16 protein-coding genes are annotated in these 14918 nt (G+C 69.3%); 8 read left to right on the forward strand and 8 right to left on the reverse strand.

Annotated features, from left to right (window positions below):
* The first annotated feature begins 27 nt into the window (after positions 1-27).
* From I1A62_RS43305 to I1A62_RS43325, 5 genes are all read left to right on the forward strand, one after another.
* Positions 28-1773: a proline--tRNA ligase gene (locus I1A62_RS43305; protein ID WP_219458127.1), complete on the forward strand. Its 1746-nt coding sequence runs from the start codon at positions 28-30 to the stop codon at positions 1771-1773.
* Positions 1774-1841: 68 nt separating this feature from the next.
* On the forward strand, positions 1842-3572 hold the full coding sequence (locus I1A62_RS43310) for an acyl-CoA dehydrogenase family protein (RefSeq protein ID WP_219458128.1): 1731 nt from the start codon (positions 1842-1844) through the stop codon (positions 3570-3572).
* Between the two features lie 135 nt (positions 3573-3707).
* The gene (locus I1A62_RS43315; protein ID WP_192581894.1) at positions 3708-4121 is read left to right on the forward strand and encodes a hypothetical protein; all 414 of its coding nucleotides are present in this window, start codon (positions 3708-3710) and stop codon (positions 4119-4121) included.
* A 126-nt stretch (positions 4122-4247) separates the two neighbouring features.
* The gene (locus tag I1A62_RS43320; protein WP_219458129.1) at positions 4248-4547 is read left to right on the forward strand and encodes a hypothetical protein; all 300 of its coding nucleotides are present in this window, start codon (positions 4248-4250) and stop codon (positions 4545-4547) included.
* 270 nt (positions 4548-4817) lie between these two features.
* Positions 4818-5780, forward strand: coding sequence for an alpha/beta fold hydrolase (locus I1A62_RS43325; protein WP_124392828.1), 963 nt, complete (start codon positions 4818-4820; stop codon positions 5778-5780).
* Here I1A62_RS43325 and I1A62_RS43330 read toward each other — a convergent pair whose 3' ends face one another.
* Positions 5781-6428 carry an FHA domain-containing protein gene (locus tag I1A62_RS43330; RefSeq protein ID WP_124392829.1) on the reverse strand — a complete coding sequence of 216 codons (648 nt, stop codon included), beginning with the start codon at positions 6426-6428 and terminating at the stop codon, positions 5781-5783.
* A gap of 57 nt (positions 6429-6485) precedes the next feature.
* Positions 6486-7085 carry a TetR/AcrR family transcriptional regulator gene (locus tag I1A62_RS43335; protein ID WP_124392830.1) on the reverse strand — a complete coding sequence of 200 codons (600 nt, stop codon included), beginning with the start codon at positions 7083-7085 and terminating at the stop codon, positions 6486-6488.
* A gap of 103 nt (positions 7086-7188) precedes the next feature.
* Here I1A62_RS43335 and I1A62_RS43340 point away from each other — a divergent pair, with 103 nt between their 5' ends.
* On the forward strand, positions 7189-8634 hold the full coding sequence (locus tag I1A62_RS43340) for an MFS transporter (protein ID WP_219458130.1): 1446 nt from the start codon (positions 7189-7191) through the stop codon (positions 8632-8634).
* A gap of 20 nt (positions 8635-8654) precedes the next feature.
* On the opposite strand, the gene I1A62_RS43345 is transcribed toward I1A62_RS43340, so the two are convergent.
* Positions 8655-9323 (reverse strand): response regulator transcription factor, encoded by a 669-nt coding sequence (locus I1A62_RS43345; protein ID WP_219458131.1) that lies wholly within the window; start codon positions 9321-9323, stop codon positions 8655-8657.
* Positions 9320-10534 (reverse strand): sensor histidine kinase, encoded by a 1215-nt coding sequence (locus I1A62_RS43350; protein WP_257890678.1) that lies wholly within the window; start codon positions 10532-10534, stop codon positions 9320-9322. The genes I1A62_RS43345 and I1A62_RS43350 overlap by 4 nt, the downstream gene beginning before the upstream one ends.
* Positions 10535-10607: 73 nt before the next feature.
* Between I1A62_RS43350 and I1A62_RS43355 the strand changes: the two genes are divergently transcribed.
* Both I1A62_RS43355 and I1A62_RS43360 read left to right on the forward strand, forming a co-directional pair.
* Positions 10608-11546, forward strand: coding sequence for an ABC transporter ATP-binding protein (locus I1A62_RS43355; RefSeq protein ID WP_219458132.1), 939 nt, complete (start codon positions 10608-10610; stop codon positions 11544-11546).
* Positions 11543-12391: an ABC transporter permease subunit gene (locus I1A62_RS43360; RefSeq protein ID WP_219458133.1), complete on the forward strand. Its 849-nt coding sequence runs from the start codon at positions 11543-11545 to the stop codon at positions 12389-12391. Before I1A62_RS43355 ends, I1A62_RS43360 begins: the two co-directional genes overlap by 4 nt.
* Positions 12392-12402: 11 nt before the next feature.
* On the opposite strand, the gene I1A62_RS43365 is transcribed toward I1A62_RS43360, so the two are convergent.
* From I1A62_RS43365 to I1A62_RS43380, 4 genes are all read right to left on the reverse strand, one after another.
* Positions 12403-13230 (reverse strand): SDR family NAD(P)-dependent oxidoreductase, encoded by an 828-nt coding sequence (locus tag I1A62_RS43365; RefSeq protein WP_124392835.1) that lies wholly within the window; start codon positions 13228-13230, stop codon positions 12403-12405.
* Positions 13227-13712 carry a nuclear transport factor 2 family protein gene (locus I1A62_RS43370; RefSeq protein WP_219458134.1) on the reverse strand — a complete coding sequence of 162 codons (486 nt, stop codon included), beginning with the start codon at positions 13710-13712 and terminating at the stop codon, positions 13227-13229. The genes I1A62_RS43365 and I1A62_RS43370 overlap by 4 nt, the downstream gene beginning before the upstream one ends.
* Positions 13713-13810: 98 nt before the next feature.
* Complete coding sequence (locus I1A62_RS43375; RefSeq protein ID WP_124392837.1) at positions 13811-14254, reverse strand: ferritin-like domain-containing protein; 444 nt, start codon at positions 14252-14254, stop codon at positions 13811-13813.
* Positions 14251-14778, reverse strand: a complete 528-nt coding sequence (locus tag I1A62_RS43380) for a hypothetical protein (protein ID WP_124393024.1) — start codon at positions 14776-14778, stop codon at positions 14251-14253. Before I1A62_RS43380 ends, I1A62_RS43375 begins: the two co-directional genes overlap by 4 nt.
* Positions 14779-14918: the final 140 nt, after the last annotated feature.

A 14918-nucleotide genomic window follows, 5' to 3' on the forward strand; every position in this document is an offset into this window, starting at 1 on the left:
CGTCCCAGCCGACTATTCTGGTATCCCGTGATTACCCGCCTGTCCCACCTGTTCCTCCGCACGCTGCGCGACGACCCCGCCGACGCCGAGGTCCCCAGCCACAAGCTGCTGGTCCGCGCCGGTTACGTGCGTCGAATCGCGCCCGGCGTCTACTCGTGGCTGCCGCTGGGTCTGCGCGTGCTGCGCGAGGTCGAGCGGGTGGTGCGGGAAGAGATGAACGGTATCGGTGCGCAGGAGATCTCCCTGCCCGCGCTGCTGCCGCGGGAACCGTACGAGGCGTCCAACCGCTGGACCGAGTACGGCGACGGACTGTTCCGCCTGAAGGACCGCAAGGGCGGCGACTACCTGCTCGGCCCCACCCACGAGGAACTGTTCGCGCTCACTGTCAAGGGCGAGTACAACTCGTACAAGGATTTCCCGGTCACCCTGTACCAGGTGCAGACCAAGTACCGCGACGAGGAGCGCCCGCGGGCCGGCATCCTCCGCGGCCGCGAGTTCGTCATGAAGGACTCGTACTCCTTCGACCTCACCGACGAGGGCCTGACCGAGTCGTACCAGGCGCACCGCGACGCGTACGAGCGGATCTTCGCCCGGCTCGGCGTCAAGTACGTGATCGTGTCGGCGACGTCCGGCGCGATGGGCGGCAGCGCGTCGGAGGAGTTCCTCGCCGAGAGCGAGATCGGTGAGGACACGTACGTCCGCTGCGTCGAGTCCGGTTACGCCGCCAACGTGGAGGCCGTGAAGACGCTGGCTCCCGAGCCGATTCCGTTCGACGGACTGCCCGACGCCAAGGTGTACGACACTCCGGACACCCCCACGATCGCGACGCTCGTCGCGTGGGCGAACGACGCCGACCTGGGCCGGACCGTCACCGAGGCGGACACGCTGAAGAACCTCCTCGTCAAGACCCGGCAGCCCGGCGGCGAGTGGGAACTGCTCGCCATCGGTGTTCCCGGCGACCGCGAGGTGGACGACAAGCGTCTCGGAGCCTCGCTCGAGCCCGCGGAGTTCGCACTGCTCACCGAAGCGGACTTCGAGGCCAACCCGTTCCTGGTCAAGGGTTACGTCGGACCGAAGGCGCTGCAGGCCAACGGTGTCCGGTACCTCGTCGACCCCCGCATCGTCGACGGCACCAGCTGGATCACCGGAGCCGACGAGAAGGGCAAGCACGTGGTCGGGCTCGTCGCGGGCCGCGACTTCGTCCCGGACGGCACGATCGAGGCCGCCGAGGTCCGTGGCGGCGACCCGTCACCCGACGGCGCCGGTGAACTCGTCGCGGCGCGGGGCATCGAGATCGGTCACGTCTTCCAGCTGGGCCGCAAGTACACGGACGTGTTCTCCGTGGACGTGCTCGGCGAGAACGGCAAGCCCGTCCGGCCCACCATGGGGTCCTACGGCGTCGGTGTCTCCCGCCTCGTCGCCGTGATCGCGGAACAGCACCACGACGAGAAGGGCCTGCGCTGGCCGGCCGAGGTGTCGCCCGCCGACGTGCACGTGGTGATCGCCAACAAGGACGACACTGCTCGTGAGGGCGCCGAGGGACTGGCCGCCGACCTCGACAAGGCCGGTCTCGAGGTCATCCTCGACGACCGCAAGGCGTCGCCGGGCGTGAAGTTCAAGGACTCCGAACTGCTCGGTGTCCCGCTGGTCGTGGTCGTCGGCCGCGGCTGGGGCGAGGGCAAGGTGGAGGTGCGGGACCGCTTCACCGGCGAGAGCCGCGAGGTGGCCGCCGAGTCGGCGCTGAGCGAGATCGTCAAGACCGTCAGGGGCTGATCAAACCGCCCCACGCCTTTCGTCCGGACTGTTAGCTTGGCCTGACACGTCCGGACGAGAGGCCTGCTGTGACGAACTCCCTGCTGTTCGATCCGAACTCCTACGATCCCGAGCACTTCGATCCGGAGACGCGCAGACTGCTGCGGGCGCTGATCGAGTGGTTCGAGTCGCGGGGCAAGAAGCGGCTCATCGAGGACGATCTCGAGGCGGTCTGGCCCGAGGACTTCCTGGAGTTCGTGAAACGGGAGAAGCTGTTCGCCACGTTCCTCACGCCAGCCGAGTCGGCGGGCGGCGATCCGGGCAAACGCTGGGATGCCGCACGCAACGCCGCGCTCAGTGAGATCTTCGGGTTCTACGGGCTGGCGTACTGGTACGCGTGGCAGGTGACGGTCCTGGGTCTCGGCCCCATCTGGATGAGCGGGAACCGGGCGGCGAAGGATCGCGCCGCGAGGCTCCTCGACGACGGCGGGGTGCTGGCGTTCGGTCTGTCGGAGCGCGAACACGGTGCGGACGTCTACTCGACGGACATGCTGCTGACCCCCGCCGAGGGCGACCCGGATCTCGCGTTCACCGCGAGCGGCGACAAGTACTACATCGGCAACGGCAACGTCGCGGGCATGGTGTCGGTGTTCGGCAGGCGCACCGACGTCGAGGGCAGCGACGGATACGTCTTCTTCGTCGCGGACAGCCGCCACCCTGCGTACCACCTGCAGGGCAACGTGGTGCACGGCCAGATGTACGTCAGCACGTTCCGGCTCGAGGGCTACCCGGTGCGGGAAGAGGACATCCTGCACACCGGGGTCGCCGCGTTCGAGGCCGCGCTGAACACGGTCAACGTCGGCAAGTTCAACCTGTGCACCGGTTCCATCGGTATCTCCGAGCACGCGTTCTACGAGTCGATCACCCACGCGCACAACAGGATTCTGTACGGAAACCCCGTCACCGATTTCCCGCACGTGCGCGGAAACTTCGTCGACGCGTACAGCAGGCTGGTCGCGATGAAGCTGTTCAGCGCCCGCTCCGTCGACTACTTCCGCAGCGCCAGTCTCGACGACCGCCGGTACCTGCTGTTCAACCCGATGACGAAGGCGAAGGTCACCTCCGAGGGCGAGAAGGTGATCGCGCTCCTGCACGACGTGATCGCGGCGAAGGGCTACGAGAAGAACACCTACTTCCGGGAGGCCGCCCAGCTGATCGGCACCCTGCCGAAGCTGGAGGGCACGGTGCACGTCAACGTCGGCCTGATCCTGAAGTTCATGCCGAACTACCTGCTCAACCCCGCGGAGTACCCGGAGATCGGCACCCGCCTCGACGCCGCCGACGACGCCTTCTTCTGGGCGCAGGGACCGACCCGCGGTGCGGGCAAGATCCAGTTCCACGACTGGACGAAGGCGTACGAGGCGCATTCGGACGTCCCCAACGTGGCTCGGTTCCACGAGCAGGCGACGGCGTTGCGGGAACTGCTCACCACCGCCCCGCCCGACGCCGACCAGCAGAAGGACCTCGACTTCCTGCTCGACCTCGGGCACCTGTTCTCACTCGTGGTCTACGGGCACCTGATTCTCGAGCAGGCCGACATCGCCGGCATCGACCGCGACCTGATCGACCAGATCTTCGACTTCCAGATCCGCGACTTCTCCCGTTATGCCGTTGCGCTGCACGGTAAATCGTCCGCCACCGACGCTCAGCAGCAGTGGGCGCTCGGCGCGATCCGCCGGCCGGTCGTGGACGCGGAACGATTCTCGCGGGTGTGGGCGCAGGTGGAGAGCTACGACGGGGCGTACGAAATGCGGCCGTAGTCACGGCTCCACGGGGTGGGGCGGCGTCATCCCTCGGGGTGCCGCTTGCGCCCCCTGGGGTATCTGTTCGGGTGGGCGCTCTCAGCGCATTCTTATGTGGCAAGCAAAACCCCACCCCCACAGAAAGATCCACACATGGCACACACCTTCAAGCGCACCCTCTCCGCTCTCGCGATCGCGGGCTTCGCCCTCACGGCCGGAGCAGGAATCGCCTCCGCCGATCCGGGTGGCAACGGCGGCACGGCACCGGGCGGCACCTCGCAGGGTGGCAACGGAGGCACTTCCCAAGGCGGCGCCGGCGGCGCCGGCGGCAACGGCTCCGGTGGAAACGTCGTGCTGGGCGGTCCGGTGATCGGCAGCCCGGGTACCACCACCGGTCCCCAGAACGCCGGCAACGGTGGCAACGGAGGAAACGGCGGCAACGCCGGAGATGCCAATGGCGGCAATGCCGGGGATGCGAACGGCGGCTCCGCGAACGGCGGCGCGGGCGCCGGTGACACGACCACCACGGACAACACCCAGAACTGCGGGTTCGTCTTCTGCTTCTGACCGAGTCGTGATCGCTCGATCTCGCTGAACATCCGAGGGGTCGCCACCGTCAGGTGCCGGCCCCTCGGTGCCATGCCCGTACCGCCCACCCCGCCTCCCTGCCACGCACTGCGAAAGGTTCTTCCCATGTCGACTTCCCTCGGCTTCTCCACTGTCCTCACCCGCACCGGTGCCACCGTCGCGGCCGCGTTCTTCGTCCTCGCGGCGGGCGCGGGCATCGCGTCGGCGGCGCCGGACGCCCCGTCCGACGATCCCTCCGTGAGCACCCTTGCTCCCGGACCGAACGCACAGGGCGGCAACGTCGACATCGGCGGCCCCCACGTCGGGCCGATAGCGGTGGACGGGATCAAGGCCGGGCCCGGCGGAGCGAGCGTCGGCGGCCACGACTTCGGCGGACAGGGCGGCCCGGGCCTTCCCTGGGGGTGACGGGTTCCCCACCCCGGGGTGCCTGGTGGTGCCCGCCCGGGCACCGCATCCTGAATCGGCAGCAGCGAACACCCTCCAGAAGCGGGCGACGGGAGGGGGATGTCCGGCATGCCCGTGTCCACCCACCCCAGGGGTGGAATGCGCGACACCTCCGGGTGCGGAGGCCACCACTGGGGGTTCTGGTTGGTGCCGACGGTGCGCGGCAGAGTAGGGGACAAGCAAGGACGTAACGCTTCACCAGCCGCGAGCGAAGAAACCGAGGAGGCCATCATGACGAACACCCCGGTTGCACATGAGCACGAAGGTCGTCGTCTCACGGTCAGGACCGACGACGGGGTCCCGCTCGCGGTTCGCGAGTTCGGTTCGCCCGACGCGGCCACCACGGTGGTGTTCGTCCACGGTCATTGCCTGCGCACCGAGTCGTGGTGGGCGCTGCGCGAACAGCTGGTCCGCTTCTGGCGCAACGATGTTCGCATGGTCTTCTACGATCACCGGGGGCACGGCGAGTCGGGGGAGGCGCCGGCCGCCACCTACACGATCGATCAGCTCGGCCGCGACCTCGGGTCCGTCCTCGACGCCGTTGCACCGCACGGTCCGGTCGTCCTCGTCGGGCACTCGATGGGCGGAATGACCGCGCTGTCCTACACGCGGCAGAACCCGCACACCATCGGCTCGCGGATCGTGGGCATGGCCCTGATCTCCACCGCGGCGTGCGATCTCGCCGAGGCCGGTCTCGGTCGCCACCTGCGCAGCCCGGCAGTGTCGCTGTTCCGCACCGCGGTGCGGCGGGCACCGCGGGTCGTGCACGGATCCAAGCGGGTGGGTCGCACAGTCTGCACCGCGATCGCCCGTGCGGCGAGCGCTCGCAACCGGGCCGTCGATCCGCGACTCGCGGCCCTGGTCTCGGCCATGGTCAACACGACGTCCGTCGTCACCATGTCGAGCTTCCTCGAATCCCTGCTCGGGTTCGACGAGCGGCACTCCCTGACGGCGCTCGCACACATTCCGTCGCTGATCCTGTGCGGCTCGGTCGACATGCTCACCCCGTTCCAGCATTCCGTCGCGATGGCCTCGAAGCTCCCCGCTTCGGAACTCGTGAGCGTCGACGGCGCGGGACACTCGGTGATCCTCGACCGCGCGGCCGACGTCGCGCTCGCCATCATCGGACTCGTCGAGCGGATCGCCCACGGTGAGACGGCCGCGCGCGACCGCGAACTGATGGCCGCGTGCTGATCAGAGGTCGCGCTCGTTGATGATGCCGCTGCGCATGGCCCGCTCGGCCAGGCTGACCCGCTTCTGATTCTGCGGGAGATCGCCGACGCCGAACTTCGCGAACAGCGCCCGCAGGTGCGTCTTGATTGCGTCGACACTGAGGAACAGTTCCTGCGCGATCTGCTGGTTCGAGGCGGGATTCGCGAACGCGGCGCCGTGCTTGTACGGCCGGCACAGCGCCGTGAGGACCGCCCGCTGGGTGTCGGTGAGGGACCGGACGTCGGGCATGTCGGTCCCCATCCGGGTGGCCTCGTCGAGAGCGCCGCCGAATTCCAGGTAGCGGATCTTGGTTCCGCCGATGCGGATGCTATCGCCCTGCCGGAGTCGGCGCCTGCCGGCGAGGCGCTCGCCGTTGACGAACGTGCCGTTACGGGAAAGACCGTCGTCGAGGATGGTCCAGTGCGAGCCGACGCATTCGAGCACGGCATGGAGTCGCGAGACCTCGTCGTCCTCCGTGAGAAGTAGATCGGAGCCGGGGGACCGTCCGATGGTGACGCGCGCGGAAGTGGGGGAGAGGTCCACGGTGTGGTGGTGACCCTCCTTGTCGGAATAGCTCAGTCGAGACTCAACGGCTCGGTCCACGGGGACACCCCTTCCGCACGCTTCCATCGTGCCCTCCAGTGTGTCCGATGAGCAAGATCAAGAACGGAAATCGCCGATCACGGATCAGTTCTCGGAGCTTGCGGCGTCGAGGGTGTTTCCGAATGCGCACACGGCGAGTTCCTCGAGCGCCGGATCCTGCCCGGCATGCTCGGGTACCTGCATGGCGAGCAGGGTGTTGAGCAGCATTCCGTTGGCGATGAAGGTGCGGGCCCGTTCGGGGCTGCAGCCGGTGCGTGTGCGGATCTGCGTGTAGAGCCGGGACATCCAGTCGCGCGCCAGTGCGCCGATCTCCGGGTTCGCGCCGGACGTGAAGCCGTGCATCATCACGAGCAGGAGGTCGCGGTCCTCGAGCAATTGGGTGTATGCGACGCCCATCGGGAGCCACGACTCGTCGTTCTCGGGGTCCGCGGCGACACCGTCGAACCAGGGCTCGAAGGTGTCGAGAATCCGGGACATCGCACGATCGAAGACGTCGGCGAACAGCCGCGATTTCGAACCGAACATGCGGACCACGTACGGCTGCGACACTCCCGCCTCGCGTGCGACGGCGTCGGTGCTGGTGCCGTGATAGCCGTCCCTGGCGAACGCGCGGGAGGCGGCGGCCAGTACGAGTTCACGCCGTTCCGTCGCGCTCATGCGGGTCTGTTTCACGGGCGAGGCCATGTTGACATGTTATCAGTTGATTACTAGTCTCCGAAATAAGTAATCATCTGATGCTTACAACTTCTGGTTTCCTCTACCCACGACTCGGATGTGAGGTCCCGTCATGACGACACTCTCCGAACGCCTCGACCACGAATCGTCGGCGCCGCCCCCGGGGCACGGCCGCGGCCGGACGGTGCCGGTGTGGCTGGCGATCGCCGCCGCCTCGATCCCGATGTTCATGGCCACCCTCGACAACCTGGTGATGACCAGCGCCCTGCCGGTGATCCAACGCGACCTGAGTGCGTCGGTGGGGCAGTTGCAGTGGTTCATGAACGCCTACACGCTGGCGTTCGCGACCTTGATGCTGACGCTGTCGGCGCTGGGCGACCGGCTCGGCCGCCGGCGTGTATTCCTGTGGGGCATAGTGCTCTTCGCGCTGGCGTCGATCGCCTCGGCGCTGTCGACCACCTCCGAGATGCTGATCGCGGCGCGTGCCGTCCAGGGTGTCGGCGCGGCCGCGATCATGCCGCTCTCCCTCACCCTGCTCGCCGGCGCCGTGCCGCTCGCCAAGCGGGCCCTCGCCATCGGGATCTGGGGCGGCATCTCGGGCCTCGGAATCGCTCTCGGACCGGTGATCGGCGGCGCAGTCGTCGACGGGGTGTCGTGGCAGGCCGTGTTCTGGATCAACGTTCCCGTCGCCGCGGTCGCGATCCCGTTGGCGCTCTACGCGCTCGGCGAGCCGACGGGGAAGCGGCAACCTCTGGATCCGCTCGGCGTCGTGCTGGCCGGGGCCGCGGTGTTCCTCGGAGTGTGGGGCATCGTGCACGGCAACGACGACGGCTGGACCAGTGCCACGGTTCTCGGGGCCCTCCTCGCGGCGGTGGTGCTGCTCGCGGCGTTCGTGGTGCGTGAGTTGCGTACGCCGTTCCCCGTGATGCCGCTGCGGCTGTTCCGGTCCCGCCAGTTCTCCCTGGCCAACGTGATCGGGCTGACGTTCACGCTGGGAATGATGGGTGCCGTCTTCCTCCTGTCCCAGTATCTCCAGATCGTCATGGGGTATTCCCCGTTCGAGGCCGGCCTGCGGACGCTGCCGTGGACGGCGGCCCCGATGGTGGTGGCGCCGATCGCGGGGTTGCTCGCGCCCCGGCTGGGTGTCCGGACGCTCCTTGTCACCGGACTGGTGCTGCAGGGACTGTCACTGCTCTGGATGGCGTCGCTCATCGTCCCCGGCGCCACCTACGGCAGCATGGTTCCGGCGTTCGTGATGGCCGGCGCCGGAATGGGTCTGACGTTCGCACCCAACGCGACCGCCGTTCTCGCCGACATGCCCGAGGCCGACCACGGAACGGCCAGTTCGACCAACGCGACGCTCCGGGAGATCGGAGTCGCGCTGGGGATTGCGTTGCTGACCGCGGTGTTCCTCGGGGCGGGCGGCAGCCTCACGCCGACGGGATACATCGACGCCCTGGCGCCCGCCCTGTACGTGGGAGCCGGATCCGTGGCGGTCGCGGTCGTCGCCGCCGCCCTGATGCCGGGACGGTCGAAGGCGGTCCTGGCGTCGACCTGAGCGGGCAGGACCGGTCGTCCTCAGTCCTGCCAGCCCGGCCGGACCAGGCCCCACTCGTACGCCAGGACCACCAGTTGTGTGCGGTCCCGGGCGCCGAGTTTCAGCAGAATCCGGCTGACGTGCGTGCGGGAGGTGGCCGGGCTCAGGAACAGCCGCGAGCCGATCTCGGCGTTCGTGAGACCCTCGGCGATCAGGATCATCACCTCGCGTTCACGATCGGTGAGGCTGTCGAGGCGGCTGGGGTGGGGTGGCTGTTTGGCATGGGTCGCGAACTCCGCGACCAGTTTCCGCGTGACCGACGGCGACAGCAGCGCATCCCCGTCGGCCACCACACGGACCGCCCGCACCAGTTCGGCGGGTTCGGTGTGTTTGACGAGGAAACCCGTCGCCCCCGCGCGCATGGCCTCGAAGACGTACTCGTCGAGTTCGAACGTGGTGAGCACCACCACCCGCACACCGGACAGCGCGGGATCGGCGGCTATCCGCCGGGTCGCTTCCAGTCCGTCGAGCACCGGCATCCGGATGTCCATGAGGACGACGTCGGGAACCAGAGTCCGGGTCAGGCTCACCGCCTGCTCACCGTTCTCGGCCTGACCGGCCACGGTGATGTCCGGCTGGGCGTCGAGCAGGGCGGCGAAACCCGCCCGCACGAGGGCCTGGTCGTCGGCGACGAGGACGCGAATCGTCATGCCCGGCCCGCCGTGTCGTGGGCGAGGGGGAGTGTCGCCTGCACCCGGAAGCCGCCACCAGGTCCGCTCCCGGCGGTCAGCTCACCGCCGAGGGCGCGGGCGCGTTCCCGCATGCCGGGGATGCCGTTTCCGCCGCCACCGGACGGCGCGCCGTCCGGGCCCCGGCCGTCGTCGTCGATCCGGACGCGGACGGATTCGGGCGAGTACGTCACCGTGACGTCGGCGGACGAGCCGCCGGAGTGGCGGGCCACGTTGGTCAGCGACTCCTGCACGATGCGCGCCGCAGCGACGTCGACCACGGCAGGCAACGGCCGCGGCGTGCCCTCGACGACCGTGGTGACCGCGAGACCCGCGGCACGGGCACGCTCGACCACGCCGTCCAGGTCCACGATCCCGGCGGTCGGCGCGGTGGGCGGGCCGTCGCCGCCACGCAGTGACGTCAGCAGTGTGTGGACGTCGCCGATCGCGTCGCGGCTCGCGATCTTGATCGCGGCCAGCGCCTCCTGTGACTGTTCGGGTCTGCTGTCCCACAGCTCGAGTGCGACCGAGGCCTGCACGTTGATGAGCGAAAGGCTGTGTGCCAGAACATCGTGCAGCTCGCGGGCGATCGCGAGCCGCTCCTCGCTGGCCCGCCGGCGCTGCTCGTCCAGCGTGCTGCGGTGCGCCGCCTCGGCGCGTTGCCTGCGGGCGTCGAGCGTCCCGCGTCGCTGACGGATGATCTCGGCGACGGCGAGGAGCACCAGCAACCAGGCCGCGATACCGGTGAGGGCCAGGAGCGACGGGGCCTCGGCAGCGGACACGGCCGGCACGGCGAAGACGATCAGCACGTACCCGACCGCGAGGATCGGATACGTGCGCCATCGGGACCCGGCCGTCGCGGCGCTCAGAAACGCGACCACGAGCGACAGGAACACCGGGCCGTACCCGTAACCCCGGGCGACGTAGAGGACCGTGACGGCAAGGACCAGGAGCAGGACCGTCACCGGCAACCGTCGCCGGACGAGCAGCGCGAGCGGACCGCACACCAGCAACACGAAACCTGCCGCGTCCAGCGGCGTCGCCCACGACTGGTTGTGGTTGGCGCCCACACTCCCGACGACCTGCACGATTGCGATGCCCAGGGCAATCAGGACGTCCCGCGGGGCGATCGACGTGTCCCTCCGGTCGGTGTGCACCACCCGAACGTAGACCGGATCCGGCGACGCTGTCATCGTCCGCGACACGTACGCGAGAAGACGCGCGCAGGCGGATGTGCGCGTCTTCCGCGGAGCCGAGGCTGGAGCCATGACTTCCGACATCGTGGTCACCGACAAGTTGACCAAACGCTACGGCGAACACACGGCGGTCGACGCCGTCAGCCTGACCGTGCGGGCGGGCGAGGTGTACGGGTTCCTCGGACCGAACGGCGCAGGCAAGACCACCACCCTGCGCATGCTCACGGGCCTGGTCCGGCCGACCTCCGGGACCGCGACGCTTTTCGGGTGCGTGCCCGGCGCCAGCACGGTGGCGGCCCGCACCGGGGTGCTGATCGAAGGCCCCGGCTTCTTCCCCTACCTGTCCGGTCGCGACAACCTGCGGGTGCTGAGCAGGTACCGGCGGCTGCCGGACGACGCGGTGGAGTCCGCGCTGCACCGGGTGGGCCTGCGCGATCGCGGACACGACCGGTTCCGCACCTATTCGCTCGGGATGAAGCAGCGACTCGGTGTCGCGGCCGCACTCCTCGGCGAACCCGACCTGCTGATCCTCGACGAACCCACCAACGGGCTCGACCCGGCGGGGATGGCCGAGATGCGGGAACTGATAGTCGAACTCGCGGATTCCGGGCATTCCGTGATGCTCTCCAGCCACATGCTCAGCGAGGTCCAGGAGATCTGCGATCGCGTCGGCGTGATCTCACGCGGGGAGCTGATCGCGCAGTCCACCGTCGCCGAACTGCGCGGTGGCACCAGCCTGCTGGTGCGCGCCGATCCGCGGGAACGGGCCGCGGCGGTGCTCGAGGAGCTGCTGGGACGCGGCGTCGTCGACACGGTGGGTGACGCGCTCGCCGTCGCCGTGTCGACGGAACTGGCACCGAAGGTGGCCCGCGTTCTCGTCGACGCGGGAATCGACCTGCACGAATTGTCCCGGCGGGAACGATCGCTCGAGGACGTCTTCTTCGCGATGACGTCGGGCAGCAGTCCCGGCGACCGCACGGCAAGCAACGATCCGAGGAGAGTGTCATGAATGCAGTGATCGCCAGCACCCGAGCCGAGCTTCTCCGACTGCGGAAATGGCCGTCCATGTGGGTGCTGCTCGCCGCGTGGATCGTGCTGAACCTGGTCTTCGTCTACGTGTTCAACTTCATCACGTTCAAGACCGGCGGCACCACCGACATGGCGTCGTCCGCGCCCCCGGACGTGCTGCTCGTGCAGATGCTGCCCTCGGCGGTGCCCCAGGTGTTCACCCAGGGCATGGCCATGTTCGGGGGTGTGCTGATGCTCATCCTCGGCGCCCTCACGATCGGCAGCGGCTACGGGTGGGGGACGTGGAAGACCGTGTTCACCCAGGGGCCTTCGCGATCGGCCGCACTCGCCGGAACGCTCCTCGCGTTGCTGACCGTGGTGATCGGACTCGTCCTCACCGTGGCGGCCGTCGACGTCGGGGTGGCCACCGTCATCGCCACGGTCGAATCGGAACCGGCGAATCTGCCCGCCGCCTCGGCGATGCTGAAGGCGCTCGCCTCCGGGATGCTCATCCTCGCCATGTGGACCGTTGCCGGTGTCCTCGTCGGCGCCCTCGCGCGGGGGCCCGCCTTGTCTGTCGGTCTCGGCCTCGTGTGGGTGCTGGTGGTCGAAAACCTGCTCCGCGGAGTCGCCGCCATTCTCGACCCCGTGTCGGTGGTGACGGACTTCCTCCCCGGCACCGCTGCGGGCTCGCTGGCAGGCTCGCTCCGCGACTTCGGCGGCGACACCACCCCCGGTGTACTGAACATCCTCGACGGCGGCACGTCGGTGCTCGTCCTGGCCGGCTATGTCGCCGCGTTCGCGGCAGGCACGATCTGGCTCGTCCGCCGCCGTGACGTGAACTGAGAGCCGGCGGCTCAGAACAGGGGGCCGCCGCCGAACGGTTCCCGGTGCGACGGCGGGGTGCGGCCCTGGGTGTCGGTGATGCCGTATTCGACGGCCAGCTCCGCCGTCACGAACGTGTGGCCGCTGCGCTCCGGCAGGGTGGGGTCCGCGGTGAGGGCGCAGATCACCTCGCCGACGAACTCGGGAGACTCGGCGTCCGCGACGGGAAAGCCGGCGATGGTCTCCATGCCGCTGGCGACGATCATCTCCGTGCGCACGATGCCCGGCCACAGCGAGACCGCACGCACGTCGTGCGGTGCCAGCTCCGCCGCCATGTCGCTGGCCATCTTGTCCAACCCGGCCTTGGACATGCCGTAGAGCACCGAGTGCAGATGCCCCCGGGTGCCGAACGACGAAATGTTCGCGATCAACCCGGACCGTCGGGGAACCATCAACCGCGCTGCCTCCACCGACGCAACGTAGTGGGCGCGCAGTCCGACGCCGATCAACGAGTCCCAGTCGTCGAGGGGCCGTTCCCAGAACGGTGTGCTGAACCCGCCGAATCCCTCGGGTGCGGCCCACACGTTGTTGACCAGCAGGTCGAGTCGGCCGGCCTGCTCGTCCGCGATCCAGGCGAACAGCGCATGCACCTCCTCGTCGACGCGGTGATCGCAGGCCACCGCGACGCCGGTGCCCCCGGCGTCGGTGACCGCTCGCGCGGACGCCGACAGCGGGCTGTCCGCGGTGACCGGGCCGCGTCCTGTGACGTAGACGGTCCACCCGGCGGCCCCCAGCGCGGTCGCGACGCCCTTGCCGACGCCGCGGCTTCCCCCGGTGACAAGTGCTACCCGGGCGCTCACTGGACGACCACCGTGTCCTCGGTGAGCGGGCGGGTGATCGACCATCGAGTGGTGAAGTGGCATCGCGACATTCGCCATTCACCGCTTTCGAAGCGGTAGGCGTCGTCGTACTCGCCGGCGGACACGGTCTCCGTCCGCTTCAGCAGATCGACCTGGCGGAACTGCAGCGTCCACGTACCGGTCGCCTCGGTGTCGCCGTGCAGCACGATGTCCGGATGGAAGCCGTGGTGCATGTCCAGAATCACGTGCTTGCCGTCCACCTCGTGGAGCGCGATCCTGCGGAAGACGTCCGTGAGCCGGTCGGCGTCGTCGAACCTGCCGAGGGGGCCGAAGTCGACGGACGCCCCGGACACGACGAAGCAGGCACGGAACGCGTCCGGATCCTTGCCGTCGCACGCTCGCCAGTAGCGGTACTTGAGGGCCTTGATCGCGGTCACCCGCTCCAGGTCCGCCACACGCTGCTCCACCGAGCGTTCGTCCACGCCGCCGTCCTCCCGTTGCCGTTCAGTGTGTCGGGAGAGACGCTAAGCCGGGAGCGCGCCCGGTGGGGACACAATCCCGGTGGGCGGGAGCCTCCGTGTCAGGGCTGGCCGGGAAACGGGTCGACCACCGGATCGGTTCCGAGGGCCACGCGCCAGGTGGCTTCCCGGACGGTGGCGTCGGTCAGCGCGGTCACCCCGAGCGTGCGGGTGTCCGCCGTCTCGCCGTGCTCGACGACCGCCCGCCACGCGACCGCGGTGTCCGCCTCGACCTGGGCCGCGAGTTGCGCGGCGGTGATCGGGTCGGCGACCGGGAAGGGCAGTGTGTAGCCCGCTTCGGCGGCCGGGGCCGTCAGACCCGCAGCGGTCAGTGTGTCCAGGAGTTCGTCCCGGCGGGCCCGGTGGGCCGCGGCGGCGGTGGCCACCTGCGCTGCCCGCGTGGGATTCGAGAAGGCGGCGACCACCCCGTAGGCGAACACCGCGGAATGTTCGGCGGCCAGCGCGTCGCCGAGGCTCTTGCCCTCGGCTTCGGTGGGTGTCGTCACGGCAGCACCACCGCCAGGTACGTTCCGCACGCGGCGCTGATCGACGCACACAGTCCCGCGCGGTACGCGGTCAGCGCGCGGGCCGAGTCGGCCGCGCTGCGCTGCGACTCGGCCAGGTCGGCCCGCAGTTGCTCGAGACCGGGCGGAGGTGCGGGTGCGGTCGGTGTCGCGGACGGGGGAGCGGACGTCGTCGGTGCGGTGCCGTCCGGGTACGTGCCTGCGGCCCTGGCGATTTCGGCGTCCAACGCGTCGGCGTGCGCGGTGCGCTGGGCGCGGACCAGTTCGAGTGCGGCGCCGCGGTCGGGCAGCAGTGCGATGGTCGCCGCCGCGCCTGCGGCGTCGCGACGCGCCAGACGCGACTGCGCGACCAGTGAATCGACCTCGGTGTCGGCGTCCTCGCCGTCGGCGCATCCCGCCAGCAGGGGGACGCTCGCCACGCCGAACGCGGAGGCTGCTGCGAACCGGAGAGCGGTGCGCCGGGACACGGCCGGACCGGAAGTCGGGGGCCGGGAGACGGTGGGCATGAGCACCGGTCCATGGTGCCAGGTCGGGCCGCGATCCCGGGAATCGAGCACCGGGGCTGGTCACGGGCGCCTCGAATCGGCGTTACTCTTAGATGCTCGAACCCGTCCCGGCGGGTTCGAGGTGCTGCCCTGTGCGGCAC

Origin of the sequence: Rhodococcus sp. USK10, assembly GCF_019378875.1 — a bacterium.
Classification (GTDB): domain Bacteria; phylum Actinomycetota; class Actinomycetes; order Mycobacteriales; family Mycobacteriaceae; genus Rhodococcus_F; species Rhodococcus_F pseudokoreensis.

Excerpts from the sequence above, each read along its gene's own strand:
- I1A62_RS43320 (WP_219458129.1), top strand. The coding sequence starts at position 4,248 with ATGTCGACTTCCCTCGGCTTCTCCACTGTCCTCACCCGCACCGGTGCC.
- I1A62_RS43345 (WP_219458131.1), bottom strand. The coding sequence starts at position 9,323 with ATGACGATTCGCGTCCTCGTCGCCGACGACCAGGCCCTCGTGCGGGCG.
- I1A62_RS43360 (WP_219458133.1), top strand. The coding sequence starts at position 11,543 with ATGAATGCAGTGATCGCCAGCACCCGAGCCGAGCTTCTCCGACTGCGG.
- I1A62_RS43330 (WP_124392829.1), bottom strand. The coding sequence starts at position 6,428 with ATGGAAGCGTGCGGAAGGGGTGTCCCCGTGGACCGAGCCGTTGAGTCT.
- I1A62_RS43335 (WP_124392830.1), bottom strand. The coding sequence starts at position 7,085 with ATGGCCTCGCCCGTGAAACAGACCCGCATGAGCGCGACGGAACGGCGT.
- I1A62_RS43380 (WP_124393024.1), bottom strand. The coding sequence starts at position 14,778 with ATGCCCACCGTCTCCCGGCCCCCGACTTCCGGTCCGGCCGTGTCCCGG.
- I1A62_RS43315 (WP_192581894.1), top strand. The coding sequence starts at position 3,708 with ATGGCACACACCTTCAAGCGCACCCTCTCCGCTCTCGCGATCGCGGGC.
- I1A62_RS43350 (WP_257890678.1), bottom strand. The coding sequence starts at position 10,534 with ATGACAGCGTCGCCGGATCCGGTCTACGTTCGGGTGGTGCACACCGAC.
- I1A62_RS43355 (WP_219458132.1), top strand. The coding sequence starts at position 10,608 with ATGACTTCCGACATCGTGGTCACCGACAAGTTGACCAAACGCTACGGC.
- I1A62_RS43340 (WP_219458130.1), top strand. The coding sequence starts at position 7,189 with ATGACGACACTCTCCGAACGCCTCGACCACGAATCGTCGGCGCCGCCC.
- I1A62_RS43325 (WP_124392828.1), top strand. The coding sequence starts at position 4,818 with ATGACGAACACCCCGGTTGCACATGAGCACGAAGGTCGTCGTCTCACG.